Origin of the sequence: Streptomyces sp. LUP47B, from assembly GCF_001746295.1 — a bacterium.
Taxonomy (GTDB): domain Bacteria; phylum Actinomycetota; class Actinomycetes; order Streptomycetales; family Streptomycetaceae; genus Streptomyces.
The window spans coordinates 1-24,842 of the sequence record NZ_MJAH01000023.1; the positions used below are offsets into that span (position 1 = coordinate 1).

26 protein-coding genes are annotated in these 24,842 nt (G+C 69.6%); 14 read left to right on the forward strand and 12 right to left on the reverse strand.

Going from position 1 to position 24,842, the window contains the following annotated elements; translation table 11 throughout:
* Positions 1-860: ALF repeat-containing protein (locus tag BFN33_RS43525; RefSeq protein ID WP_256123031.1), on the reverse strand; the 860-nt coding region annotated here is incomplete at its 3' end.
* Between the two features lie 507 nt (positions 861-1,367).
* Here BFN33_RS43525 and BFN33_RS54935 point away from each other — a divergent pair.
* From BFN33_RS54935 to BFN33_RS43545, 4 genes are all read left to right on the forward strand, one after another.
* Positions 1,368-1,799, forward strand: coding sequence for a hypothetical protein (locus BFN33_RS54935; protein WP_256123032.1), 432 nt, complete (start codon positions 1,368-1,370; stop codon positions 1,797-1,799).
* A gap of 11 nt (positions 1,800-1,810) precedes the next feature.
* Positions 1,811-3,436 carry a trypsin-like serine protease gene (locus tag BFN33_RS43535; protein ID WP_079141326.1) on the forward strand — a complete coding sequence of 542 codons (1,626 nt, stop codon included), beginning with the start codon at positions 1,811-1,813 and terminating at the stop codon, positions 3,434-3,436.
* A gap of 114 nt (positions 3,437-3,550) precedes the next feature.
* Positions 3,551-4,402 carry a DUF5707 domain-containing protein gene (locus BFN33_RS43540; RefSeq protein WP_069765763.1) on the forward strand — a complete coding sequence of 284 codons (852 nt, stop codon included), beginning with the start codon at positions 3,551-3,553 and terminating at the stop codon, positions 4,400-4,402.
* A gap of 133 nt (positions 4,403-4,535) precedes the next feature.
* Positions 4,536-5,339: a hypothetical protein gene (locus tag BFN33_RS43545; protein WP_069765764.1), complete on the forward strand. Its 804-nt coding sequence runs from the start codon at positions 4,536-4,538 to the stop codon at positions 5,337-5,339.
* A gap of 3 nt (positions 5,340-5,342) precedes the next feature.
* Here BFN33_RS43545 and BFN33_RS43550 read toward each other — a convergent pair whose 3' ends face one another.
* Positions 5,343-7,739, reverse strand: a complete 2,397-nt coding sequence (locus BFN33_RS43550; protein ID WP_069765765.1) for a cation-translocating P-type ATPase — start codon at positions 7,737-7,739, stop codon at positions 5,343-5,345.
* 112 nt (positions 7,740-7,851) lie between these two features.
* The gene (locus BFN33_RS43555; protein WP_069765766.1) at positions 7,852-8,136 is read right to left on the reverse strand and encodes a DUF2530 domain-containing protein; all 285 of its coding nucleotides are present in this window, start codon (positions 8,134-8,136) and stop codon (positions 7,852-7,854) included.
* A gap of 112 nt (positions 8,137-8,248) precedes the next feature.
* Between BFN33_RS43555 and BFN33_RS43560 the strand changes: the two genes are divergently transcribed.
* Complete coding sequence (locus tag BFN33_RS43560) at positions 8,249-9,643, forward strand: NCS2 family permease (protein WP_069765767.1); 1,395 nt, start codon at positions 8,249-8,251, stop codon at positions 9,641-9,643.
* A gap of 7 nt (positions 9,644-9,650) precedes the next feature.
* Here the strand turns inward: BFN33_RS43560 and BFN33_RS43565 are convergent, their stop codons facing one another.
* Positions 9,651-9,833: a hypothetical protein gene (locus tag BFN33_RS43565; RefSeq protein ID WP_030317890.1), complete on the reverse strand. Its 183-nt coding sequence runs from the start codon at positions 9,831-9,833 to the stop codon at positions 9,651-9,653.
* Between the two features lie 151 nt (positions 9,834-9,984).
* Between BFN33_RS43565 and BFN33_RS43570 the strand changes: the two genes are divergently transcribed.
* Positions 9,985-10,422 (forward strand): MarR family winged helix-turn-helix transcriptional regulator, encoded by a 438-nt coding sequence (locus BFN33_RS43570; protein WP_069765768.1) that lies wholly within the window; start codon positions 9,985-9,987, stop codon positions 10,420-10,422.
* A 25-nt stretch (positions 10,423-10,447) separates the two neighbouring features.
* Positions 10,448-11,788: an MFS transporter gene (locus tag BFN33_RS43575; protein WP_370743375.1), complete on the forward strand. Its 1,341-nt coding sequence runs from the start codon at positions 10,448-10,450 to the stop codon at positions 11,786-11,788.
* A 3-nt stretch (positions 11,789-11,791) separates the two neighbouring features.
* Here the strand turns inward: BFN33_RS43575 and BFN33_RS43580 are convergent, their stop codons facing one another.
* The gene (locus tag BFN33_RS43580; RefSeq protein ID WP_069765770.1) at positions 11,792-12,322 is read right to left on the reverse strand and encodes a GNAT family N-acetyltransferase; all 531 of its coding nucleotides are present in this window, start codon (positions 12,320-12,322) and stop codon (positions 11,792-11,794) included.
* A 26-nt stretch (positions 12,323-12,348) separates the two neighbouring features.
* Between BFN33_RS43580 and thpR the strand changes: the two genes are divergently transcribed.
* Entirely contained in the window at positions 12,349-12,921 is a 573-nt protein-coding gene (gene thpR, locus BFN33_RS43585) for an RNA 2',3'-cyclic phosphodiesterase (RefSeq protein ID WP_069765771.1), read from the forward strand.
* Positions 12,922-13,064: 143 nt separating this feature from the next.
* Here thpR and BFN33_RS43590 read toward each other — a convergent pair whose 3' ends face one another.
* A complete protein-coding gene (locus BFN33_RS43590) occupies positions 13,065-14,057 on the reverse strand; it encodes an aldo/keto reductase (RefSeq protein WP_069765772.1) in 993 nt (330 codons plus the stop codon).
* 124 nt (positions 14,058-14,181) lie between these two features.
* Here BFN33_RS43590 and BFN33_RS43595 point away from each other — a divergent pair, with 124 nt between their 5' ends.
* Positions 14,182-15,786 carry an amidase gene (locus BFN33_RS43595; RefSeq protein ID WP_069765773.1) on the forward strand — a complete coding sequence of 535 codons (1,605 nt, stop codon included), beginning with the start codon at positions 14,182-14,184 and terminating at the stop codon, positions 15,784-15,786.
* Between the two features lie 33 nt (positions 15,787-15,819).
* Here the strand turns inward: BFN33_RS43595 and BFN33_RS43600 are convergent, their stop codons facing one another.
* From BFN33_RS43600 to BFN33_RS43615, 4 genes are all read right to left on the reverse strand, one after another.
* A complete protein-coding gene (locus BFN33_RS43600) occupies positions 15,820-16,737 on the reverse strand; it encodes an RNA polymerase sigma-70 factor (RefSeq protein WP_069765774.1) in 918 nt (305 codons plus the stop codon).
* 18 nt (positions 16,738-16,755) lie between these two features.
* Complete coding sequence (locus BFN33_RS43605; protein WP_069765775.1) at positions 16,756-17,139, reverse strand: DoxX family protein; 384 nt, start codon at positions 17,137-17,139, stop codon at positions 16,756-16,758.
* Positions 17,140-17,213: 74 nt separating this feature from the next.
* Positions 17,214-17,843 (reverse strand): 1,4-alpha-glucan branching protein, encoded by a 630-nt coding sequence (locus tag BFN33_RS43610; RefSeq protein WP_069765776.1) that lies wholly within the window; start codon positions 17,841-17,843, stop codon positions 17,214-17,216.
* 17 nt (positions 17,844-17,860) lie between these two features.
* The gene (locus tag BFN33_RS43615; protein WP_069765777.1) at positions 17,861-18,448 is read right to left on the reverse strand and encodes a Uma2 family endonuclease; all 588 of its coding nucleotides are present in this window, start codon (positions 18,446-18,448) and stop codon (positions 17,861-17,863) included.
* Between the two features lie 91 nt (positions 18,449-18,539).
* Between BFN33_RS43615 and BFN33_RS43620 the strand changes: the two genes are divergently transcribed.
* A complete protein-coding gene (locus BFN33_RS43620) occupies positions 18,540-19,298 on the forward strand; it encodes an aminoglycoside adenylyltransferase family protein (RefSeq protein ID WP_069765841.1) in 759 nt (252 codons plus the stop codon).
* Here BFN33_RS43620 and BFN33_RS43625 read toward each other — a convergent pair.
* The gene (locus BFN33_RS43625; RefSeq protein ID WP_069765778.1) at positions 19,291-20,025 is read right to left on the reverse strand and encodes a helix-turn-helix domain-containing protein; all 735 of its coding nucleotides are present in this window, start codon (positions 20,023-20,025) and stop codon (positions 19,291-19,293) included. The genes BFN33_RS43620 and BFN33_RS43625 overlap by 8 nt on opposite strands.
* Before the next feature lie 223 nt (positions 20,026-20,248).
* Between BFN33_RS43625 and BFN33_RS43630 the strand changes: the two genes are divergently transcribed.
* From BFN33_RS43630 to BFN33_RS43640, 3 genes are read left to right on the forward strand one after another with little or no spacing between them, the layout of a single operon-like run.
* Positions 20,249-20,917: a DUF4097 family beta strand repeat-containing protein gene (locus BFN33_RS43630; RefSeq protein ID WP_069765779.1), complete on the forward strand. Its 669-nt coding sequence runs from the start codon at positions 20,249-20,251 to the stop codon at positions 20,915-20,917.
* 28 nt (positions 20,918-20,945) lie between these two features.
* Positions 20,946-21,908, forward strand: coding sequence for an ATP-binding cassette domain-containing protein (locus BFN33_RS43635; RefSeq protein ID WP_069765780.1), 963 nt, complete (start codon positions 20,946-20,948; stop codon positions 21,906-21,908).
* The gene (locus BFN33_RS43640) at positions 21,905-22,690 is read left to right on the forward strand and encodes an ABC transporter permease (RefSeq protein ID WP_069765781.1); all 786 of its coding nucleotides are present in this window, start codon (positions 21,905-21,907) and stop codon (positions 22,688-22,690) included. The genes BFN33_RS43635 and BFN33_RS43640 overlap by 4 nt, the downstream gene beginning before the upstream one ends.
* Before the next feature lie 111 nt (positions 22,691-22,801).
* On the opposite strand, the gene BFN33_RS43645 is transcribed toward BFN33_RS43640, so the two are convergent.
* Positions 22,802-23,479, reverse strand: coding sequence for a GDSL-type esterase/lipase family protein (locus BFN33_RS43645; RefSeq protein WP_069765782.1), 678 nt, complete (start codon positions 23,477-23,479; stop codon positions 22,802-22,804).
* 114 nt (positions 23,480-23,593) lie between these two features.
* Between BFN33_RS43645 and BFN33_RS43650 the strand changes: the two genes are divergently transcribed.
* Positions 23,594-24,583: a hypothetical protein gene (locus BFN33_RS43650; RefSeq protein ID WP_069765783.1), complete on the forward strand. Its 990-nt coding sequence runs from the start codon at positions 23,594-23,596 to the stop codon at positions 24,581-24,583.
* Positions 24,584-24,842: the final 259 nt, after the last annotated feature.

Sequence of the window (24,842 nt, forward strand, 5' to 3'; positions counted from 1 at the left end):
GCGGTCGCCGCGCGGGACGCGGCGGACGCGGCCCGGACCGAGTCCTTGCGGGCGGCCTCTGTCTCGGCCGCGGCCTTCTGTGCGGCCTCCTTGGCCAGCGCCGAGGCCGCGACGGCCCGCGCGGAGGCGTCCTTGGCCGCCTCCGTCTCCGCACGCGCCTGCCGTCCGGCCTCCTTCGCCTGAGCGGCGAGCTGGGCGATGGTGGCGCGTTCCTGGTCCCGTGACCGGGCCACGTACTGGCCGACCTGCAGGAACTCGCGGATGTCCGCGGCGGTGCCCTCCAGGGCTACCCGGCCGGCGGCCCGGACGTTGGCTCCGCCCGTGCTGACGATCTGCACGAGCTGAACCCGCTCGTCCTGCTCGCGCTCCGTGTACTGGCCGTCGTTGAGGAAGTCGGCCATGTCGTCAGGCGTGCCGGCCAGCGCGGCGCGGCCGGCCTCCTGCACGCCGGGCCCGCCCGCGTCGATGATCTGGGCGATGCGGACGCGCTGGTCCTGTTCCAGCGGTGCCTTCCAGCCGTCCTTCAGGAAGGTGTCCAGGTCCCCCTGGCTGCCACTCAGCGCCTTGCGGGCGGCCTCCTGGAGACCGCGTCCGCCGAGGCCCGCGATCTGCGCGGTCTGCACGCGGTCGTCCTGGTACGCCGTCTCGGTCGCGACGTCGTTCAGGAAGTGCCGGATGTCGTCGTCGCCACCGGTCAGGGCGACCTCCGCGGCGGCCCGCAGGCCGGGCCCGCCCGCCTTCCACAGCTGCAGCACCCGGCCGCGATCCGTGTACGCGCCGCTCGCCGTGCCGCCGTCGTCGGCGGGGGAGTCGGCGGCTGCCACCGGAGCGGCGCCGAGCAGGCCCATGGCGATCGCCATGGGCAGCACACCCAGCACAGTCCTGTGTATCAGGCGTTTTGATATTCCGGTGGCATCGAACTGGTCAGTTCTTCGATTCACTGGGTACCTGTCTGTAATCGGCGACGACCCCCGAAATGTGAGTCGCCGAATGGTCGACGGGTAAGCATAACTCCCCTTTCATGAAGCGGGAGGAAGGATTTTTTGGGTTCGGTCATATGGGGCAATGCGGATTTATTGTATGCGTATTGACGTTGACCCTGCCTATGCATATGCTGTGCTCCGACTTTGCTTCGGACATGCCCGGCCTGACCAGCTGAGGCTTCATCCGGACTTGCATCTTCAGGGGGTAAACGGGGGCCCGGTGCGCTTGTGCGTGACCGGCTGATCAGGGTGTATCCAGCAGCCGTGGACGGCTGCGGCCCAGTCATGCGTATTTTTTGAAGGGAATTCTCGGTGCCTTTTCGTGCCCGAAATCTCGTTGCCTCCGGAATCGTGGCCGCGTGCGCCACGCTCGCCGGTATTTCTGTGGCTTCCGCCGATGACCCGCCACCATCCCAGGCGGATTCGAATCCGCCCTTCGCGGTCGAGGACTACGGTTATCCCGGAGCCGACCAAATCCTGGCAGAAAAAGGAATCAAGCTGAAGAAGGGCGACGGGCGCATACTGCTGGCCGACTGCGACGGGGCCGCCCAGCAGATTCGGGTCCTGACCCGCAGGGACGACTCCGTGGGCCGGGCAGGCACCTACTGCTTCACGGCGCCAGGCAAGAGCGGCCGCCTCACCCTCGAGCTTCCCCAGGTCTTCGCCGTGGAAGCCGCGGACCACCCGATCAGCGCCGACCTGACCGCGGCGGGCAAGACCACCACGGTCGCCGTGCCCCAAGGAGGGTTCGAGTCCGTCGGCGAGGCGGCCGGAGGCGCCCCCTCGGTGCTCGTCGAGCTCCGGGTCACGGGCTGACCGCCGTGCCCATGCGCCCCACAGCCAACAAGACCCCGGGATTCGAGGGAAACGTGAAAGACGCCCGTCCGCGCGGAACGCGCATGATGTGGGCCGCCGGGCTCGCGGCCGCCGGTCTGACGACCGGTCTGCTCGCCGCGGCCCCGGCCCAGTCCGTCGTAGGCGACCAGCTCGCGGACGACAGCGACCAGTACACGGTCAAGGTCCATGTCGCCGGTGGCACCGACAACGAACGCGCCTGCTCCGGCACTCTGGTCGACCCCCAGTGGGTCCTCACCGCCGCCAGCTGCTTCGCCCCCGATCCCCAGCAGGCGACCACGCTCGCCAAGGGCGTACCGCCCCTTCCCGCCGTGGTGACCGCCGACGGCAACAAGCCGACAGCCGCTGCGCAGCGCACCCAGAAGGTCCAGGAAATCGTCCCCTACGCCGGTCGTGACCTGGTCTTGGCGCGCTTCAACCCGGTGTCCGCCGACGACGCGCTGGGCGGCCCCTTCCCCGGCATCGCGTCCGCGCAGGTCAGCGACGCCGCACCGGCCCAGGGCGACCCGCTCAGAGCGGTCGGCTTCGGCCGGACCAAGCTGGCGTGGACCCCTGAACGAGCCCACGTCAGCACCTTCGCCGTGGACCTCGTGAACCCGACGACCCTCTCCGTCTCGCCCGCCGCTGCCGGGGCGGCCCTGTGCAAGGGCGACGCGGGCGGGCCCGTGCTCAACGGATCCGGCCAGGTCATCGGCGTCGTCAGCGCCTCCTGGGACGGCGGTTGCCTCAACTCGTCGGAGACCCGCACCGGTGCCGTTGCCACCCGTGTCGACGACATCGCGGACTGGGTCCAGCAGGTCCGGCTGACGAGCCGCCAGAAGCAGCTCACCAACGCCCTCACCGCGGCTGACTTCGATGGTGACGGCCGTACGGACATCGCGGCGCTCATGACGAACGGCTCCGCGCAGTTCTTCCACGGTCGCCCCGACGGCACGTTGCAGTTCGGCAGCGGGCTTGGCGCCCTGGGCCGCTCCACCCAGCGGCAGCTGATCGCGGGTGACTTCCTGGCGGACTCGAAGGGCCTCGAAGTCGTCGCCGTCGAGAAGGACGGGGACCTCACCCTGGCAAAGCAGCGCGTCATCTGGGGGCGCTTCCAGACTTCGCTCTGGGAGCACCGCTCGCTCTGGAGCGATGCCATGTGGAAGGACGGCCTGCCGGTCGCCGCTCTGCGGACCGGGACCGCCGGACGCGACACCCTCCTGCTCCAGTGGCCCGACGGCTCCCTCTACACCTACAAGCGGGACGCGGCCGGCAACCTCGTCAACCAGAAGAAGTCCATGTGGCCGGACAAGACGTGGAAGAAGAAGCTCATCGCCACGGCCGACTTCACCGGTGACGGACGCGACGACATCGCCGCCGTCGCCGCCGACGGAGCGCTGCACCTCTACCCGGGCAAGGCCGACGGCACCTTCGACAAGGCCCGCTCGATGTGGTCCGACAAGACCTGGGGCGGCATGCGCGTCGTCCTCGGCGGCGACTTCGACGGCGACGGCAAGGGCGATCTCGCCGGCGTGACGACCGCGGGCGACCTGCGCCTGTACGCCGGCGACGGCAAGGGCGCACTCGCCGCGGGCAAGACCATGTGGCCGAAGGTATGACGCCCGGGACTGACGGCTCGTAGAAAATCAGGCCGGTCTGCTGCAACGGTTCAGCCCGGTCTCGCATCTGACCCCACGAGCCGCCAGGCTCCACGACCAGTCCTGGGGGAACGCATGCGTATCCGCACCATCGTGGCCGCCGTCTCCGGCGGCCTCGTCCTCTCCGCCCTCGCCGTCCCGGCCGCGCAGGCCGGCGGCGGGGGCCTGCACAAACCCACGGCCGCGGAGCGTTTCGGCGTCTCCAGAGCCGCGATGAGCGCCGCCGCCGACGACGAACTGCCGGTCGTCTCCGACGTGAAGATCAACGGCGGCAAGAGCATCGTGTTCGGTACGACGGGCGTCAAGACGTTCGCCGTGTCGCTGACCGCCAGTCACTCCGCCGGTATCCAGGACGCGTACATCGACTTGTGGCACGGCAAGGACCTGGCCCACCACGACGGCGTGTTCGCCCCGAACGAGCAGAACGCCACCTGCACCGCAGTCAGCGCCACGACCTCGAACTGCAAGCTCACCATCACGGTCGACGTCGGCCGTGAGCTGTACATGAACACGCTGGCCGGTACCTGGCACGTGACGGCCGCCGCGATCGCCGCCGACGAGGCCGGCAGCGACTACTGGAACGACTCCTACGGCACCCACAAGGTCCAGCGCCTCTCCAAGCTCACGGCCAACGCCGCCCCCGAGCCGGTGAAGAAGGGCAAGACCATCACGGTCACCGGCAAGCTGACGCGGGCCAACTGGGAGACCCGTAAGTACGCCGGCTACTCGACCCAGCCGGTGAAGCTGCAGTTCCGCAAGAAGGACTCCAACACCTACACCACCGTGAAGACCGTCAAGACCAACACCAAGGGCGACCTGAAGACCACGCTCAAGGCCACGGTCGACGGCTTCTTCCGCTGGAGCTTCGCGGGCACCTCCACCACCCCGGCGGTAAACGCCGCGGGTGACTTCGTCGACGTCAAGTAAGTCGGCCGGAAGTAAAGCGTTGCGCATGTGCCGACAAAATCACGCCCCACGCGTACAACCAGTCGCGTGAGTCGCGGATCTACGGACTGAGTCATCAGACTCCGAGATCCTTCTCTCCTCATGGGGAACGCACATGCGCATACGCGCCCTCGTCCTCGCCGCCTCCGGCGCCGTGGCACTCTCCGCCCTCGCCGTGCCGGCCGCCCAGGCGGCCCCGGCCGGGCCCGCGGTCACCTTCTCCCAGCTCAAGGTGAACAGCGGCAAGAACATCGTGGTCGGCTCGACGGCGACGGTCACGGTCTCGGCGACCTACACCGTGACCAAGCCCGCGAGCCTGGACCCGAACACGCTCGGAACCGCGCCGGTCCTCTACCGTGGCGCCACCGTCGGCCCGAACTCCGACGATCTTCTCGGCGGTGACGACGCCGGCACGTGCACGGTCTCCTCCTCCACGGTCCTGAAGTGCACGGCCAAGATCCAGTTCCGGCCGAAGTCCTCCGATGAGGACCTCGACCTGTTCAGCAGCGAGGCGGGCACCTGGAAGCTGGGAGCCGTCGCGGCCACCGAGACCGGAGACGGTGTCACCTGGCAGGGCGACCTCGGCACCACGCACCTCCAGCGCAGGTCCACCCTCACCGTCAACGCCTCCCCGGAGCCGGTGAAGAAGGGCAAGACGATCACCGTCACGGGCAAGCTCGCCCGCGCCAACTGGGACAGCAACACGTACGCGGGCTACTCGACCCAGCCGGTGAAGCTGCAGTTCCGCAAGAAGGGCAGCAGCACCTACACGACGCTCAAGACCATCAAGACGACGTCGACGGGCACCCTGAAGACGACGACCACGGCGACGGTCGACGGCTACTACCGCTACAGCTTCGCGGGCACGACGACGACGCCGGGCGCGAGCGCGACGGGCGACTACGTCGACGTCCAGTAGGACTCAAGCGGGAACGCGGCGGTCCACCCACCTCCACAGGAGTTCCAGGGTGGCCGCCGCCACCACCGAGATGCCGACCGCGATCCACGGCATCGTCATCCCCACCAGCTTCAGCGCGAAGAAGTCCTGCAGCCACGGCACCATCAGGACCAGGACGAACCCGAGACCCATCGCCGCCACCAGCGCGAGCCGCCACCAGGTGTACGGGCGGGCGATGATCGCCAGCACCCACATCGAGATCAGGAACAGGGTCAGGGTCGCCGCGCTGGTCTCCGCGTCCAACGCACCGGTGCCCGTGTAGTGGTGACGGGCGATCAGGTACGTCACGAAGGTCGCGATCGCCGCCACCACCCCGCCCGGGACCGAGTACCGCATCACCCGCCGCACGAAGTGCGGTCGCGCGCGTTCCTTGTTGGGCGCGAGGGCCAGGAAGAAGGCCGGAACGCCGATCGTCAGCGTCGAGAGCAGGGTCAGGTGCCGCGGCAGGAAGGGGTACTCGACCTGCCAGCACACCACGAAGATCGCCAGCAGCACCGAGTACACGGTCTTCACCAGGAACAGCGTCGCGACCCGGGTGATGTTGCCGATGACCCGTCGTCCCTCTGCGACGACGGACGGCAGCGTCGCGAAACTGTTGTCGAGCAGCACGATCTGCGCGACCGCCCGCGTGGCCTCCGACCCGGAGCCCATCGCCACCCCGATGTCGGCGTCCTTCAGGGCGAGCACGTCGTTGACCCCGTCACCGGTCATCGCGACGGTGTGTCCGCGTGACTGCAGCGCCCCCACCATGTCCCGCTTCTGCTGCGGGGTGACCCGCCCGAACACCGTGCCCTCGTCGAGCGCCTTCGCCAGCGCCTCCGGCTCGGCGGGCAGCTGACGTGCGTCGACCACACTGCCGTTCAGCCCGAGCTTGGCCGCCACCGCCCCGACGGAGACCGCGTTGTCGCCGGAGATGACCTTGGCGCGGACGTTCTGGTCGGCGAAGTACCGCAAGGTGTCGGCCGCGTCCGGCCGCAGCCGCTGTTCCAGTACGACGAGGGCGGTCGGCCGCGCTCCCCGGGCGACCTCGGGATCGTCGAGGTCGCGGGAGGCCCGGGCCAGCAGCAGCACCCGCAGTCCCTGTTCGTTGAGCCGCCCGGTGTCGGCGAGGGCGGGGTCACCGGGCGGCAGGAGCACGTCCGGCGCCCCCAGCAGCCACGTACTGGACTCGCCGTCGCCCTCGCTGAAGGAGGCACCGCTGTACTTGCGGGCGGAGGAAAAGGGGAGCGACTCGGTGCAGCGCCACTCCTCGACGTCCGGGTAGGCGTCGATGATCGCCTGGAGGGAGTCGTTCGGCCGCGGGTCCGACTCACCGAGGGCGCCCAGGACCTTTCGTACGTACGACTCGTCGGCCCCCTGCAGCGGCCTGAGCTCGGTGACGTCCATGCCGCCCTCGGTCAGCGTGCCGGTCTTGTCGAGGCAGACCGTGTCGACGCGGGCGAGGCCCTCGATGGCCGGGAGTTCCTGGACGAGCGCCTGTTTCCGGCCAAGCCGGATGACGCCGATGGCGAAGGCGACGGAGGTCAGCAGGACCAGCCCCTCCGGGACCATCGGCACGATCCCTCCGACGGTCCGGGCGATGGAGTCCTTGAGGGCGTGGTCCTTCACGAACAGCTGGCTGATGACCAGGCCGATCGCGGTCGGGACCATCATCCACGTCACGTACTTGAGGATCGTGGAGATGCCCGAACGCAGCTCGGAGTGGACCAGGGTGAAGCGGGAGGCCTCCTCGGCGAGCTGGGCGGCGTATGCCTCGCGGCCGACCTTGGTCGCCTCGAAGGCGCCGCCGCCGTCGACCACGAAGCTCCCGGACATCACCTGGTCGCCGGGCCTTTTCACCACCGGGTCGGCCTCGCCGGTCAGCAGTGACTCGTCGATCTCCAGTCCGTCGGCCTCGACGATCACCCCGTCGACCACGGCCTTGTCGCCCGGCCCGATCTCGATGAGATCGTCGAGGACGATCTCCGAGGTGCTCACCTGGGACGCGGTCCCGTCCCGCCGTACCGTCGGCCGGGCCTCGCCGATCACCGCGAGGGAGTCGAGGGTCTTCTTCGCCCGCCACTCCTGGATGATGCCGATCCCGGTGTTGGCGAGGATGACGTATCCGAACAGGCTGTCCTGGAACGGCGCGACGAACAGCATGACCAGCCAGAGCACACCGATGATCGCGTTGAACCGGGTGAAGACGTTCGCCCGGACGATCTCCGCCAGGCTCCGGCTGCTGCGCACCGGCACGTCGTTGACCTGGCCCCGCGTCACCCGCTCGGCGACCTCGGCGGCGCTGAGTCCGCCCGCCGCCCGTGCCCGCAGTGTCGTCGGGTGCACAGGGTCGAGTTCGGCGCCCGCGTTGGTGTGCGTCATGCACTCGACGGTACGTGCGGTTTTGCGGCTTCACCCGCCGAGTGACCGGAAGTTCCGACCTGGGGAGGAGACAGGAACGGGCGAGTGATGCCGTGGTACTAGGGGACGCTCGTCACTCGGCAGCAGGGGTGGCGGCGGAGTCGGTGCCGGCCGCCCCCCTGATCGCCGCGTCCCGTTTGCGCACGTACCAGGTGCCGTACAGCCCGAGCACGCCCCCGGCCAGGCAGGTCCACAGCCACCAGGTGTGGTCGTGATCCGCGAACCAGCCGTAGAAGGGAAGCTGCACGAGGAAGAGCACGAACCAGATGATCGTGCCACCGGTGACGGTGGCGACCACGGGGCCCTCCAGGGGCTCCGGCGCCTCGTGCTTGATGGGTCCCGAAAAAAAACCGGCCATGGGGACAGCTTACGAGGCGATCACATCTACGCGCGGAGATGGTCATGGTCCGCCTTATACGTTCATACTGAAACAGTTTGCGTCTGTCCACTTCTGCTCGTAGGAACATCCAATGCCGACCGCCCTCGACCGCTACTTCAAGATCTCCGAGAGGGGCAGCAGTCTGCCCCGGGAGATCCGGGGCGGCTTCGCCACGTTCTTCGCGATGGCCTACATCATCGTGCTGAACCCGATCATCCTCGGCAGCGCCAAGGACATGTACGGCCACCAGCTGGACAACGGTCAGCTGGTCACCGCGACCGCCCTGACCGCGGCCTTCACCACGCTCCTCATGGGCGTGATCGGCAACGTCCCGATCGCGCTGGCCGCGGGCCTCGGTGTGAACTCGGTCGTAGCGCTCCAGCTCGCGCCCCGGATGTCCTGGCCGGACGCGATGGGCATGGTGGTCCTGGCGGGCTTCATCGTGATGCTGCTCGTCGCGACCGGTCTGCGCGAGCGGGTGATGAACGCGGTGCCCTTCGGGCTGCGCAAGGCGATCTCCATCGGTATCGGCCTGTTCATCATGCTGATCGGGCTCGTGGACTCCGGCTTCGTCTCCCGCATCCCCGACGTCGCGCAGACCACCGTCCCGCTCCAGCTCGGCGCCGACGGCCACCTCAACGGCTGGCCGGTCCTGGTGTTCATCCTGGGCGCCCTGCTGACCCTCGCGCTCATCGTCCGCAAGGTCTCCGGCGCGATCCTGATCTCGATCGTCACCATGACCGTCGTGGCGATGATCATCGAGGCGGTCGCCAAGGTCCCGTCCTGGGGGCTCACGGTCCCGAAGTGGCCGGGCAACCCGGTCGCCTCCCCGGACTTCGGTCTGATCGGCAAGGTCAGCCTCTTCGGCGGCTTCGACAAGGTCGGCGTGCTGACCGGCATCCTCTTCGTCTTCACGGTCCTGCTGTCGTGCTTCTTCGACGCGATGGGCACGATCATGGGCGTCTCCGACGAGGCCAAGCTCACCGACGCCCAGGGGCAGATGCCCGGCATCAACAAGGTGCTCTTCGTGGACGGTCTCGCGGTCGCCGCGGGCGGCGCGAGCTCCTCGTCGGCGACGACGGCCTTCGTCGAGTCGACGGCGGGAGTCGGCGAGGGTGCCCGCACCGGTGTCGCAAACCTCGTCACCGGCGGTCTCTTCACCCTTGCGCTGTTCCTCACGCCGGTCGCGACGATGGTCCCGTCCCAGGCGGCGACCCCGGCCCTGCTGGCGGTCGGCTTCCTGATCCTGGCGGGGAACGTCAAGGACATCGACTGGGCCGACCACACCATCGCGATCCCGGCCTTCATCACCATGGTGATGATGCCGTTCACCTACTCGATCACCAACGGCATCGGCATGGGCTTCATCACCTTCGTGGTGCTGCGGCTGGCGGCCGGACGGGGCCGGGAGGTCCCGGTGCCGATGTATGTCGTGGCCGCGGTGTTCGGCTTCTACTACCTGATGCCGGCGCTGGGCCTGACGTGACCCGCCCTCACGTGACCCCGTAGAACTTCTCGGTCTCGTCGACGGCGGTCTGGAACCGCTCGTCGAAGTCGTCCCGGATGAGCGTTCGGATCACATAGTCCTGAACGCTCATCCCCCTTTTGGCCGCATGGTCGCGGAGCCGCTCGAGCAGCTCCCCGTCTATCCGCAGGCTGAGCACGCTGGTCCCCATGAGGACGAGGGTCGCCGCCCACGCCGAGCAGCGTTCACATTCCGCCGTCGACTCACTCGTACGGGTGAAGATCGGGTTTCAGTGGCCGGAGTCACGGGAATCCCCGTGCGCGCGAGCTTGTTTAGCGAGGGTAATGAGTTACGCTAAAGAGATGCCGGATCTTACCCATGGCGACGACGTTGCCGCCGTGAACTCCCTGCGATCAGCCGTGATGCGACTGTCCCGTCGGCTCAAGCACCAGCGGGTCGACGAGTCACTCAGCCCCACCGAGATGTCGGTGCTGGGCACCCTCTCCCTCTGCGGCAAGGCCACCCCGGGCGAGCTCGCCCGCAAGGAGCACGTCCAGCCGCCGTCGATGACCCGCATCGTGGCGCTCCTCGAGGCCAAGGGACTGGTCCGGCTGGAGCCGCACCCCGATGACCGGCGCCAGAAGGTCGTCACGAAGACCGAGCAGGCCGAGGCCATGCTCGCGGAGAGCCGCGCCAAACGGAACGCCTTCCTGGCCACCCTGGTCGACGGCCTCGACGAGGACGAGTGGGCGAAACTGCGCGCCGCCGCCCCCGTGCTGGAGAAACTCGCACACCTGTAAGCCACAAAGAGGAGGCGAACGCACTTTGAGTACGGGACCCGGAGCACACTCCGCCCCCGCACCGACCACCCACGACCCCCGCAAGTCCTCGATGTTCAGCTCGTTGAAGGTCAGGAACTACCGCCTGTTCTTCGTCGGCCAGGTCATCTCCAACATCGGCACCTGGATGCAGCGCATCGCCCAGGACTGGCTGGTGCTCAGCCTCACCGGCTCCGCCACCGCCGTCGGCGTGACGACGGCCCTGCAGTTCCTGCCGATGCTGCTCTTCGGCCTCTACGGCGGTGTCCTCGTCGACCGGCTGCCCAAGCGCCGCGCGCTGCTGTTCACGCAGTCCGCGATGGGCGCCACCGGTGTCGCGCTCGCCGCCCTCACCCTGAGCGGCCAGGTCCAGGTCTGGCACGTCTACCTCGCCGCCTTCGTCGTGGGTCTCGCGACCGTCGTCGACAACCCGGCCCGCCAGTCCTTCGTCTCCGAGATGGTCGGCCCGGACCAGCTGCAGAACGCGGTCAGCCTGAACTCCGCGAACTTCCAGTCGGCCCGTCTGGTCGGCCCCGCGGTCGCGGGCGTCATGATCACCGGCGTCGGCACCGGCTGGGCGTTCCTCGCCAACGGCCTGTCCTTCGTCGCCCCGCTCATCGGCCTGATGATGATGCGGGCGCGGGAGCTGTACGTCGTCGAGCGCGCCCCGCGCGCCAAGGGACAGCTACGGGAGGGCCTGCACTACGTGGCCGGACGCCCCGAGCTGATCTGGACCATCGTCCTGGCCGGGTTCGTCTCCACCTTCGGCTTCAACTTCCCCGTCTACCTGTCCGCCTTCGCCGACGACGTCTTCCACGCGGGCGCCGGCTCCTACAGCCTCTTCAACACGCTGATGGCCGTCGGCTCCCTCGCCGGCGCCCTGCTCGCGGCCCGGCGCGGCACCGCCCGGATGCGGGTGCTGGTGGCGGGCGCGGTGGCCTTCGGCACGCTGGAGATCGTGGCTGCGACGGCCCCCTCACTGTGGCTGTTCGCCCTGCTCATGGCCCCGATCGGGATGTTCGGCATGACGGTCAACGTCACCGCCAACAGCAGCATCCAGATGAGCACCGACCCGGCCATGCGCGGCCGCGTGATGGCCCTGTACATGATGGTGTTCATGGGCGGATCGCCGGTGGGCGCGCCGATCGCCGGCTGGATCACCGACGCGTACGGCGTCCGCGCCGGCCTCGCGTCGGGCGGCGCGATCGCCGCGGCGGCGGCCGTCACGATCGGCCTGGTCCTGGCCAGGGTCGGCAACCTGCGCCTGTCGGTGGGCTGGAACCACGGTCACCCGCACGTCCGGTTCGTGCCGCGCGAGGCGCGGGAGCAGTTGGCCGCCGCGGCCTGAGCTCTACGGCAGCACCCGCATGGCCAGTACCTGACCCGGCCAGTCGTTGTTCGCCCCGGCGGTGTACGTCTCCGTCGGGGCGAAGCCGTTGGCCTCGTAGTAGGCGACCAGCTTGCGGTCGTCGCCCGCGTAGCAGTCCACCCGCAGCAGGGCGACACCCGCGCGCCGGGTCTCCTCGGCGGCGTGCGCGAGCAGGGCGCTGCCCACGCCGTGGCCCTTGAAGCGGCGGTCCGAGGCGAGCCAGTGGATGTACCGCTCGGGCTCCCCGGGCGGCGGCAGATGAGCCAGATAGGCGCCGGGCGAGTCGGTGATCGTGAGGGTCGCGGCCGGGACGCCGTCGGCCTCGGCGATGAACACCCTGCCCTCGTCGATGTACCGGGCGACGGACTCCAAAGTCCTGGGGCTCCCGGACAGCGGCTCGGTCCCCCACTGGCCGGGACGTCCCTGCGCGACCAGCCACTCCACGCAGCTGTCGAGCATGCCGAGGATCACGGGTATGTCGTCGGGTCCGCCGTCCCTGATGCTGATCTCCATGCCCTCATGGTGACAGGCTGATCTCCATGAGACTCTTCGCCGCGGTGCTGCCTCCGCAGGACGTGTCCGACGAACTCGCGCTGAAGGTCGCCGAGTTGAGGCGGCTCCCCGGAGCGTCCGAGCTGCGCTGGACCGGCGCTGCCGGCTGGCACTTCACCCTCGCCTTCTACGGCGAGGTCGACGAGGCCGTCGTACCGGAACTGTCTGCGCGGCTGGAGCGGGCGGCTCGGCGGACCCCGTGTTTCCCGCTGGCCCTGCGCGGGGGCGGGCAGTTCGGGCACGGGCGGGCGTTGTGGGCGGGGGCCTTCGGTGATCTGCCGGTGCTGCGGCTGCTGGCGGAGCGGGCGGAGGCGGCGGCACGGAAGGCGGGGGTGGAGATGGGGGAGCACCGGCGGTACAAGGCCCACCTGACCGTGGCCCGCAGCCGGGAGGCGGTGGATGTACGGCCGTACCTCTCGGTTCTGGACGGATTCACGAGCCGCACCTGGACCGTCGACGAGCTGGCGCTGGTGCGGAGCAACCTTCCGAAGTCCGGAGTGCCGGGGGAGCAGCCCCGCTATGAGGTGGTCGGCCGCTGGGCGCTGGGCGGGGCCGGTTAGGCTCGACGCGTGGACCCGAAGACCCGGAACCGGATCATGGCCGGTGTGCTCGTGATGATGTTCGTCGTTGTTCTCCTTGCCGCGGCGCTTGGCAGGTAGGGGCGGAGCCCCGTGTCGACTCCGCCCCGCGCCCCTTGAGAGCGCTACCAGGCGAAGGCCTCCGGAGACGGGCCCGGGCCCGGGAAGGTCTCGTCCAGGCCTGCCAGGACCTCCTCGCTCAGCTCCAGCTCGACCGCCCTGATCGCCGACTCCAGCTGCTCGGCCGTGCGCGGGCCGACGATCGGACCCGTCACGCCGGGGCGGGTCAGCAGCCACGCCAGGGCCGCCTCGCCGGGCTCCAGGCCGTGCTTCTCCAGCAGGTCCTCGTACGACTGGATCTGGGCGCGCTTGGCCGGGTCGGCGAGGGTGTCGGCGGCACGGCCGGAGGCGCGGCGGCCGCCCTTGGCCTCCTTCTTGATGACCCCGCCGAGGAGACCGCCGTGCAGCGGTGACCAGGGGATCACACCGAGGCCGTACTCCTGGGCGGCCGGGATGACCTCCATCTCCGCGCGCCGCTCGGCGAGGTTGTAAAGGCACTGCTCGCTGACCAGGCCGATGGTGCCGGCCCGCCGGGCGGCGATCTCGTTGGCCTGGGCGATCTTGTAGCCGGGGAAGTTGGAGGACCCGACGTACAGGATCTTGCCCTGCTGGACGAGGGTGTCGATGGCCTGCCAGATCTCCTCGAAGGGGGTGGCGCGGTCGACGTGGTGGAACTGGTAGATGTCGATGTAGTCCGTCTGAAGCCGCCTGAGCGAGGCGTCGACGGCACGGCGGATGTTCAGCGCCGACAGCTTGTCGTGGTTCGGCCAGGCCTGCCCGTCCGCGGCCATGTTGCCGTAGACCTTGGTGGCGAGGACGACCTTGTCGCGGTTGGCGGCGCTCTTCGCGAACCAGTTGCCGATGATCTCTTCGGTACGGCCCTTGTTCTCGCCCCAGCCGTACACGTTGGCGGTGTCGAAGTAGTTGATTCCCGCGTCGAGAGCCGAGTCCATGATCGCGTGGGAGTCGGTCTCGTCGGTCTGCGGGCCGAAGTTCATGGTGCCGAGGACGAGTCGGCTGACCTTGAGTCCGGTGCGTCCGAGCTGCGTGTACTTCATGACCCCTCAGCCAACGCCTTCGAGTGCGCTCAAGGCAAGCACCTGCTTCGGGGGGATTGCTCCCCTGTGGAATCGGGGGACAGCCGGAGGGAGTTGGGGCGGTTTCGTCTCTAACGTGCCGTGCATGAGGCATACGGAGGGAACGCGCGCCACCCGGCGGAGCGTGCTGGCGCTCGGCACCGCGGCGGCGGCCGCCCCCTGGCTGGGCGCGGCCCCGGCACAGGCGGCGGATGTCGGGTCCGGGGAGTTCGACGAGCTGGGCATCACCGAACTGCGCGGACTGATGGCCCGGGGACGGCTCGACGCGCAGCGGCTCACCCGCTACTACCTGGAGCGGATCGAGCGCATCGATCCACTCCTGAACGCGGTGATCGAGGTCAATCCCGACGCGCTGCGGGAGGCGCGGCGGCTGGACGCGGGCGGGCGCCCCCGGGGCCCGCTGCACGGCATGCCCGTGCTGCTGAAGGACCTGGTCGAGACCGCGGACCGGATGCACACCACGGCCGGCTCCCTCGCCCTGGAAGGGCTCCGCCCCGCGCGGGACGCCACGGTCGCCGCCCGGCTCCGGGCCGCCGGTGCCGTCATCCTCGGCAAGACCAACCTCAGCGAGTGGGCGGGCGGCCTGTCGCTCACCCACCACGCCGGGTGGAGCGCGCGCGGCGGCCAGACCCGCAACCCGTACAAGCTGGACCGCTCGCCCAACGAGTCCAGTTCCGGCACCGGCGTCGCCGTCGCGGCGAACCTGTGCGTCGCCGGCATCGGCACCGAGACCAACGGCTCGATCATCGACCCCTCGTCGGCGAACTGTGTCGTGGGCGTCAAGCCCACGGTCGGACTGGTCGGCCGTGGCGGGGTGATCCCCGGTGTGCCCAGTCAGGACAGCGTCGGTCCGATGGCCCGCACGGTCCGGGACGCGGCGATCATGCTCGGCACGCTGGTGGGGGTCGACGGCAGGGACCCGGCGACCGCGGCGAGCCGGGGCCGTTTCCACCGCGACTACACCCGTTTCCTGGACGCGGACGGACTGCGCGGGGCACGTATCGGTGTCCCGCGGACCGTCTACTACGGCTACAGCGATCACGCCGACGAGATCGCGGAACGGGCGATCGGAGTGCTTCGCGCGGCCGGAGCGGTGATCGTCGACCCCGCGGACATCCCCACGGCCGAGCAGTTGGAGGACCTGCCCGGCTCGATGGTCGTCCAGGCCTACGAGTTCAAGCGCGCGCTGAACACATATCTGGCCGGGGCCGGCGGTGAACATCCGCGCGACCTGGCGGAGTTGATCGCCTTCAACCGCGCACACGCGGACCGTGAGCTGCGTTACGTACGGCAGGACGGGCTGGAGGCGGTGCAGGGGCTGGACTTCTCGGCACGGGAGTACCGGGAGGCGCTGGCCACGAACCGTCGGCTGTCGCGGGCCGAGGGCATCGACGCCGTCCTGCGCAAACACCGTCTGGACGCCCTGGTGATGCCCACGTCCGGCCCCCCGGCCAAGATCGACCTGATCCGGGGGGACACGTACGGCGGCGGCGCGTCCACCCCCGCGGCTCTCGCCGGGTATCCGGCGGTCAGTGTGCCGGCGGGGTTCGCGTTCGGGCTGCCGGTCGGCCTGACGTTCATGGGGACGGCGTGGAGCGAGCCGGTGCTGCTGCGGCTCGCCTACGCGTACGAGCGGGCGAGCGGGGTGCGGCGGGTGCCGACGTACCGGGGGGCGGATGTGGGGTTCTGACGCCGGGTCGGTCGGTGTTGTGGGAGAGGAAGGTCAGGAAGGCCGGCCCGCCTGGACCTCGCGGTGGATCGCCCACGCGTTCGCCACCGGGCCCACGTGGCCGAGTTTTTCGGGGTTGATCACCGTGCGGATCGTCTGGACGCGGCCGTCGAGGATGTCCAGGGCCAGGGTGTGGAGGACCTTGCCGTCGCGGTCGTGGAAGATCGCGCCCGGCTGGCCGTTGAGTTCGTGCGGCTCGAAGGTCACCTCGATCCGGGCCATCCGGGGGAAGACCGAGCCCAGCAGCCGGGCCACGTTCTGCGCGCCTGTGACGGCCCTCGCCAACTGCGGGGCCTTGCCGCCGCCGTCGCCGACCATCGACACGTCGGCGGCGAGCAGTCCCCGCAGGCCGTCCACGTCGCCTTCGCGGAGGGCTTCGAAGAAGCGTGACGCCAGCTTTTCGCGCTCCTCCCGGTCCGCCTCGAAGCGGGGGCGGCCCGCCGCCATGTGACGCCGGGCCCGGGACACGAGTTGCCGGCATGCCGCCTCCGAACGGCCCACCGCCGCCGCCACCTCGGGAAAGCCGAAGTCGAAGACCTCCCGGAGCACGAAGGCCGCGCGCTCCAGCGGGCTGAGACGCTCCAGCAGCAACAGGGCCGCCATCGACACCGACTCGGCCAGTTCGGCCGCCCGCTCCGGGTCCGCGTAGGGGTCGTCGAGGAGTGGCTCGGGGAGCCATGCGCCCACGTACTCCTCCCGGCGGACGCGGGCCGAGCGCAGTACGTCGATCGCGATCCGGGTCACCGTGGTCGACAGGTAGGCCTTCACCGACCTGGGCTCGGTCGCGGTGGCCTCGTAGCGCAGCCAGGTCTCCTGGACCGCGTCCTCGGCCTCGCCGACGCTGCCGAGGATCCGGTAGGCGATCGAGAACAGCAGTGGCCGTAGCTCCTGGAACTCCTCGGTCCTGCTCATGCCGTTCCTCGGCTCCTCTCAGCCGGTGAAGGACTCGGGGCCGAAACGGCCCCATGCGACGAACACCGCGAGTGCCAGATAGACCAGGTTCAGCACCACGAACGCGGACTCGCCCCGGCGGCCGTGGGTGATCATCGCGCCGACCATCAGGAGGATCCAGCAGACGGCGGTCACCGGCACGAGCACCGGTGCGATGTCGAGTGCGGCGGTCAGGACCAGGCTGGCCGCGGCCAGGAGTTCGAGGATGCCGAGGGTCTTCACGAAGGCCGTGCCGACCTCGCCGGTCCATCCGCCGCCGTGGGCCGCGGCCAGCTTCTCCCTGGGCACGAAGGTCTTGGTGACACCACCGGTCAGGGCCACCGCGGCCAGCAGTCCGGCGGCGATCCACAGCGCGAGGTTCATCGTCCACTCCTTGATCGAGGCTTGCCTGCACCCCTCGGGACGAGACAGCCGCCTCCGCTGTGACATCCCCGGTCTCAGGGGGTGTGCAGGGTGGCGAAAGCGGCTCGGGTGCGGGTGCCGTCCGGGGCGTCCCAGGCTCCGGAGACATGGCCGTTCGCGCCCTCGGGGGCCGTGGGTCGCGGGCGTCGGTGCAGGCGGAGGACCGTGCCGTCGGGGAGGGCGAGCTCGGTGCCGTCCTGGTCCTCGGTGACCTCGGCGGGGCCGGTGGCCAGGGCGGGGCCCGAGTAGGAGTGGGCGACCTCGTGGTCGGGGGTGTCGCTGATGCTCTGTGCCATGGCCTGGGCGCGGCCCTCGAACAGGGCGAGGAGTTCGGTGCGCAGTACCGGGTCGTGGATGCCGTCGTAGGCCCAGCGGGGGCCCAGGACGCCGTGTTCCATGGTGCCGACGAGGGCGTGGTCCGCGCCGGGGAGCGGGGCGGCGCGGTAGGTGAGGGGGGCCAGGTAGGCGACGGGCTCGGGGCCGGAGGAGTCGACGGCCACCATGAACTCGATCCCGACCTCGCCCTCCGGGTCGTCCAGCCGGAAGCCGCCGGCCTTGGTCAACTCGGGGGTACCGGTGCCGGTGTACCACGGGCGGGTGGGCAGCCAGGTGGTGAGCAGTTCCAGCTTGGTGGGCTTGACGGTGGTGTTGTGAATGATCGCCATACGGCGGATTCTGTCAGTCAGTCGCGGGGGAACTCATCGGTTTTGAGGGTGAGTTCGAGAGGGGTGGTGGTCATGTCGACGTCGGCTCCGAAGGCGACGGACAGTTCGGTGAGGTATTCGCCGTCCTTGGGCTGGGTGTAGAGGTGACACTTGCCCTGGTAGGGGTCGGCGACGAGGTAGACGAGGACCTCGGCGAGCGCGTAGGCGACCTTCTTGGGGCCGTAGTCATTGGCGGCCGTGCCTTTTGAGATGACCTCGGCGACGAACTCGATGTCCTTGGACTGCCACAGCCCCTTGCTGTCTTTCTCGGCGCCCTCGGCCACCAGCGTCACGTCGGAGGCGAAGCCATTGAGGTGCCCCGGATAGTCGACGCGGACATCCGACTTCACGCGCTTGCGCGGGTATTTGGTGCGCAGTTGCTCGACGATGTCCAGGATGATTTCCCAGTGCGTGTCCCGCTGCGGCGACATGAAGACGGCCCCCTCGACGATCTCGACCTTGTATCCCTCGGGGACGGGCATGTGCTCAAGGCGCTCGAACAGTGCGTCGAGCGTGAGCTCCTCGCTCTCGTGGGCCATCTCGATCCTGTCTTCAAGGACGGTCATCGTGGCGCTCCTCCCCGGCTGCTCCATGGACAAGCACAGCCGCGCAGTACAACGATACGCACGGTGACCAGGACACGGAGGGATGACGCACATGCCAGTCGACGACGGCGCCCCGGCGGTAGCGCGCATCGTCCACCGCACTCTCTCCGACACCCCCCTCGGCATCTACCTCCACGGCTCCGCCGTCCTCGCCGGTCTTCGCCCGCACAGCGACATCGACGTGCTGGTCGTCGTACGGAGGTCCCTGACCCGTGACGAACGCCGGGCCCTGGTAAGCGAGTTGATGCGGGTGTCCGGCGTTCCGGGCGCTCGGCCCGTCGAGCTGATCGTCGTCGTACAGGACGATGTACGGCCGTGGCGGTACCCGCCCGTCTGCGACTTCCTCTACGGCGAGTGGCTGCGCGAGGAGTACGAGCGGGGTGTGCTTCCCGGGCCCGAGTCCAGTCCCGATCTCGCTCCCCTGCTCACCATGACCCTGGCCGGGGACACGGCCCTCTACGGGCCTCCGCCCGGCCAACTCCTCGACCCCGTACCCCTCGTGGACCTCAGGCGCGCGATCGTCGCCGGCGTGCCGCAGCTCCTGCGCGACCTGGACCAAGACACCCGTAACGTCCTGCTCACCCTCGCCCGTATCTGGACCACCCTCGCCACGGACAGCATCCGCTCCAAGGACGCCGCCGCCGACTGGGCACTCGAGCGGCTGCCGTCCGAACACCGGGCCGTCCTGGCCCACGCCCGGGCCGTCTACCTCGGGGAGGAGAAGGAGCGTTGGGGCGACGCGCTGGGTGCCGGTGTCCGGCCCTGCGTCGGCTTCCTCGTCGACGCCATCGGGCGTCAGCCGCTCAGGTAGCGCTGTCCGAGGATGTCTCCGGCTTCGTGTGCAGGACCTCGCGGGCCTGGTCCGCGGCGCGGGTGAGGCTTTCGGAGACGAAGTCGAGGAAGCGGGCGATGTTCTCCAGGCGGGTGGCGGCCGGGGTGCCCGGGCCGAGGACGCCCACGCCCTGACGGGCCGTCTCGGCGAGCTGGATGGTGCCGCGGGCACTGGCGATCATGGACTGGTACCAGACGTCGTCGTCGGCGACATAGCGCTCGCGGCGCCGTTCGTCGCGTTCCCGGCGGACCAGGCCCTGGTTCTCGAGGTAGCTGATGGCCTTCGAGATGGACGCCGGGCTGACCTGGAGGCGCTGGACGAGTTCGGCGGCGGTGAGGCTGCCGGTGTCGCTGGTGTAGAGGCAGGTCAGCACCCTCGACATCATCTTGGGCGCGCCCGTCTGCATGAGGACGGTGGTGAACGTCTCCTCGTACTCGCGCACCGCCTCGGGATCGCGGCCATGGGGCAGTTCGGTGCTCTGCGTCCCTCGGGGTGTGGCCTGCTGGCGGCGGTGAGCGCGGCGTTCGGTGGCGCGGTGGGCCAGTTCGGCGCGGTAGGCGGTGGGGCCGCCGTTGCGCATGACCTCGCGGGTGATGGTCGAGGTGGGGCGCTCGAGGCGGCGGGCGATCTCCGCGTAGGCGAGGCCGTCGGCCACTCCCAGCGCGATCTGCTGACGTTCCTGCTGGGTGAGCCTGCCTCCCGGCATCGCGGTCTCCTTCGTGGTCCCTGGTGCCCGCAGCATAGCGTTCGCTTGCATTCCATTGCAACGCGGGACTGTCTGACGTTGCGTTGCTTTTAGAGCCGTTGCAATGAAATTACTGCAACTACCTGCGCTGATAACGATACTTCGCAACGACTATGTTGCTGAACTCGTGAATGCAACGTAGCTTTTCGTCCATCGGAAACAGCAACCAACGCAGGAGCATCTGATGCAGAAGTTCGACACCACCACCCCCGTCACCGCCGTCATCGACCTCCCCGCCGGCCGCGTCCAGGTCATCGCCGCCGACCGCACCGACACCACCGTCGAGATCCGGCCCGCCGACCCCGCCAAGAGCCGCGACACCCGGGCCGCCGAGCAGATCGAGGTCACCCACGGCGACGACGGTGTCCTGCGGATCGCCGCCCCGGCCGCGAAGAACCAGTACTTCGGATCCTCTGGCTCCGTCGAGATCACCCTCCAGCTCCCGGCCGGCTCCCACGTCGAGGCCAAGACCGCCGCCGCCGAGTTCCGCGCCGTCGGACGCCTCGGGGACGTCGTCTTCCAGGGTGCCCACGGCCCGGTCAAGATCGACGAGGCCGCGAGCATCCGCCTCACCGCCGCCGACAGCGACATCACCGTCGGCCGTCTCACCGGACCCGCCCAGATCAGCACCCAGAAGGGCGACATCACCATCGCCGAGGCCGTCACCGGCTCGGTCGTGCTGAGCACGCAGACGGGCGACATCACCGTCGGCACCGCCGCCTCCGCCTCCCTCGACGCCGGCACCTCCTACGGCCGTGTGCACAACACCCTCAAGAACACCGAGGGAGCCCAGGCCGGCCTGGCCATCCGCGCCACCACCGCGCACGGCGACATCACCGCCCGCAGCCTCTGACCCGCAGCCCTCACAAGGAGCACCCACCATGACCGACCTGGCCATCGCGGCGAACGGCCTGCGCAAGTCCTACGGGGACAAGACCGTCCTCGACGGCATCGACATCCAGGTGCCGGCCGGCACGATCTTCTCCCTCCTCGGCCCGAACGGCGCCGGCAAGACCACCGCCGTCAAGATCCTCTCCACGCTCATCTCCGCCGACCCGGGCACCGGGGGCATCCACATCGGCGGCCACGACCTGGCCGCCGACCCGCAGGGCGTGCGTGCCGCGATCGGGGTCACCGGCCAGTTCTCCGCCGTGGACGGGCTGATCACCGGTGAGGAGAACATGCTCCTGATGGCGGACCTGCACCACCTGCCCAAGGCCGAGGGACGGCGGATCGCCGCCGAACTGCTGGAGCGCTTCGACCTCACCGAGGCCGCGAAGAAACCCGCCTCCACCTACTCCGGCGGCATGAAGCGCCGCCTCGACATCGCCATGACCCTGGTCGGCGACCCGCGGATCATCTTCCTCGACGAACCGACCACCGGCCTCGACCCCCGCTCCCGGCACACCATGTGGCAGATCATCAGGGAGCTGGTCTCCGACGGCGTCACCGTCTTCCTCACCACGCAGTACCTGGAGGAGGCCGACGAACTCGCCGACCGCATCGCGGTGCTCCACAACGGCGGGATCGCAGCCGAGGGCACCGCCGAACAGCTCAAGCGCCTGGTCCCCGGCGGACACGTCCGGCTCCGCTTCACCGACCCCCACGCCTACCGGAACGCCGCCTCCGCACTGGGCGACGCCACTCCGGACGACGAGTCACTGGCCCTGCAACTCCCCAGTGGAGGCAGCCAGTCCGAGCTGCGCGCGATCCTCGACCGGCTCGACGCGGCCGGCATCGAGGCCGACGAGCTGACCGTGCACACCCCCGACCTCGACGACGTCTTCTTCGCCCTCACCGGCGGCGTCGACATCACCGACCAGCCCAAGGAGACCGTCCGATGAGCAACCTCCCCCTCGCCGTACGCGACTCGTCCACGATGCTGCGCCGCAACCTCCTGCACGCCCGGCGCTACCCCTCCCTCACCCTGAACCTGCTACTCACGCCGATCATGCTGTTGCTGCTGTTCGTCTACATCTTCGGCGACACCATGAGCGCGGGCATCGGCGGCGGCGACCGCTCCGACTACATCGCGTATCTCGTCCCGGGCCTGCTGCTGATGACCATCGGCTCCACCACGATCGGCACCGCGGTCTCCGTCTCCAACGACATGACCGAGGGCATCATCGCCCGCTTCCGGACCATGGCGATCCACCGCGGTTCGGTGCTCGTCGGACACGTCGTCGGCAGTGTGCTGCAGTCGGTCGTCAGCGTGGTCCTGGTCGGCGCGGTCGGCGTGGCCATCGGCTTCCGCTCCACCGACGCCACCGTCCTGGAGTGGCTCGCGGCCTTCGGACTGCTCGTGCTCTTCGCCACGGCACTCACCTGGATCGCCGTCGGCATGGGCCTGATCAGCCCCAACGCCGAGGCCGCGAGCAACAACGCGATGCCGCTGATCTTCCTGCCGCTCATCTCCAGCACGTTCGTCCCGGTCGACGCGATGCCCGGCTGGTTCCAGCCGATCGCCGAGTACCAGCCCTTCACCCCGGCCATCGAGACCCTGCGCGGACTGCTCCTGGGCACCGAGATCGGCCACAACGGCTGGCTCGCCGTCGCCTGGTGCCTCGGCCTCGCGGTACTCGGCTACCGCTGGTCGACCGCGAAGTTCAACGCCGACCCGAAGTAACGGCCATGACAGCGCGGGCCGGCTCCCGCACCCCGTCCCACCCCAGGGCGGCGTACACCGACACCTCGTCGGAGTGCGCCGCCCCGTTCGTGTGCGCCTCGACGTGCCGGATCAGCGGGCCTCGTAGGGCGCGCCCAGGTCCCACGCCTGATACATCGCCTCCGCGAAGGCCGCCGCGATCCTGTGCTCGCCGCTCGCGTTCGGGTGGGTGCCGTCGTAGGTGTCGTGGTGGATGTCGTACGACTCCGGGGGCGAGACCCACAGCAGGGGGGAACGCGGCTCGTCCAGGTCCGCGATCGCCTTGGCGAGAAGCTCGTTGAAGCGGGTGACCTCCGTCGCGAAGGGTGTGTCCGACTCCGCCCGGACATTGGGGATCACCGGGAGGACGGCCATCCGGATCCGGGGGTCGGCCCGGCGGGCCTCGGCGACGAAGGCGCGGACGTTCTCCGAGGTCTGCTCCGCGTTCGTGTAGAAGCCCAGGTCGATCAGGCCCAGCGACACCAGCAGCACGTTCGCGCGGTGTGCCCGCACCGCGTCGCCGATCAGCGGGGCCATGTGCAGCCAGCCCTCGCCCCAGCCGGCCAGGTGGGCCCGGGGGAAGTCGGGATCGGCGTACTCGTACGACGTCGGGGCGTCCGCCGCCTTGTCGTACAGCGTCTCGCGCGGGCCCACGAGGGCGAAGGGGCCGCCGTGGGTGTCACGCAGGTGCCGCCACATCCGGTAACGCCAGGTGTGCTCGCCCGCGCTTCCGATCGTCATCGAATCGCCGACCGGCATGAATCTGAGCATCCGCTCATGATGGATCATCGGCGGGAGCGGCGGCATGTGAGTCCGGCCACGCCTTCCCCGGGGCCCTGTCGGCCGCGTCCCTTCCCACACCTGTCGGGATGGCAGTCTTGGGGCATGCGTCGACCCTTCGCCCTTCTCGCCGGGACCCTGCTCGTGGGCGCCTTCACCCTGCCCGCCGGTGTGCCCGCCTCCGCCGCCGACGGGGACGGGAAGGGGGACAAGGGCTTCACCATCAGCGACCCCCGGATCACCGAGTCCAGCGGGCTCGCCGCCTCGCGGCAGCACCCGGGCATCTACTGGACCCACAACGACCAGGACACCGGCGCGTACCTGTATGCCGTCGACAGCTCCACCGGCAAGACCGTCGCCAGGATCACCATGACCGGTGTGGGCACCCCGCGTGACGTCGAGGCCATCGCCATCGGGCCCGACAACCAGATCTGGGTCGGCGACATCGGCGACAACGACGGGGTCACCTGGCCCTATGTGTGGATCTACAAGCTGCCCGAGCCGAAGGTCCTCAAGGACCAGTCCGTCAAGGCCACTCAGTACGTCGTGAAGTACACCGACGGCTCGCGCGACGCCGAGTCGATGGTCGTCCACCCGAAGACCGGGCGCGTCTACATCATCGACAAGCACGAGGACGGCGGGCATCTCTACGAGGGGCCCGCAACCCTCTCCCCCTCGGGGACGAACGTCTTCAAGCCCGTCAAGCCCGTCGACCTGTGGGCGACCGACGCCGCCTTCTCGCCCGACGGCAAACAGCTCGTCGTACGCGGGTATCTCGGCGGCATCTGGTACGACTGGAACGGCGGCGACATCAAGCGCGGCGGGCGGATCAGCGTGCCGCTCGGGCAGGGCGAGTCCGCCTCCTACTCCCCGGACGGGACCAAGCTCCTGCTCGGCATGGAGGGCGCGGACAGCGAGGTGGAGGCGCAGGACGCACCCGGGGACGGCGGGTCCAAGTCACCTTCCGGGAGCGGGAGTTCCTCGGCCTCCGGGAGCGACGGCGGGAACTCCGACCGCACCGTCAAGATCGGTGCCCTCGCCCTGGGGGCCGTCGTCGCCCTCTTCGGACTCCGGCGGCTGTTCCGGCGTTCGTGAGCCCTCGCGCCGGCCGGCCGCGAACACCTCGAGCCCGTCCGGGATCCGGGCGGGTAGCGGCCGGTGGCCATGACCTTCTTGACGAAAGGGCCCTGGGTCGCGGAGAAGTCCGCCGTCGTCCTGCCCGAGCTGCGCTCCGCCCCACGCCCTGCTGATGGCCGGCGTGTGGCCCGTCGTGCTGTGGCGATGCTCAGCCGGTGACGTCGAACCAACAAGGTGACGTCGAGCGTCTTGACGTGTTCATGTGACGTGACTTCCA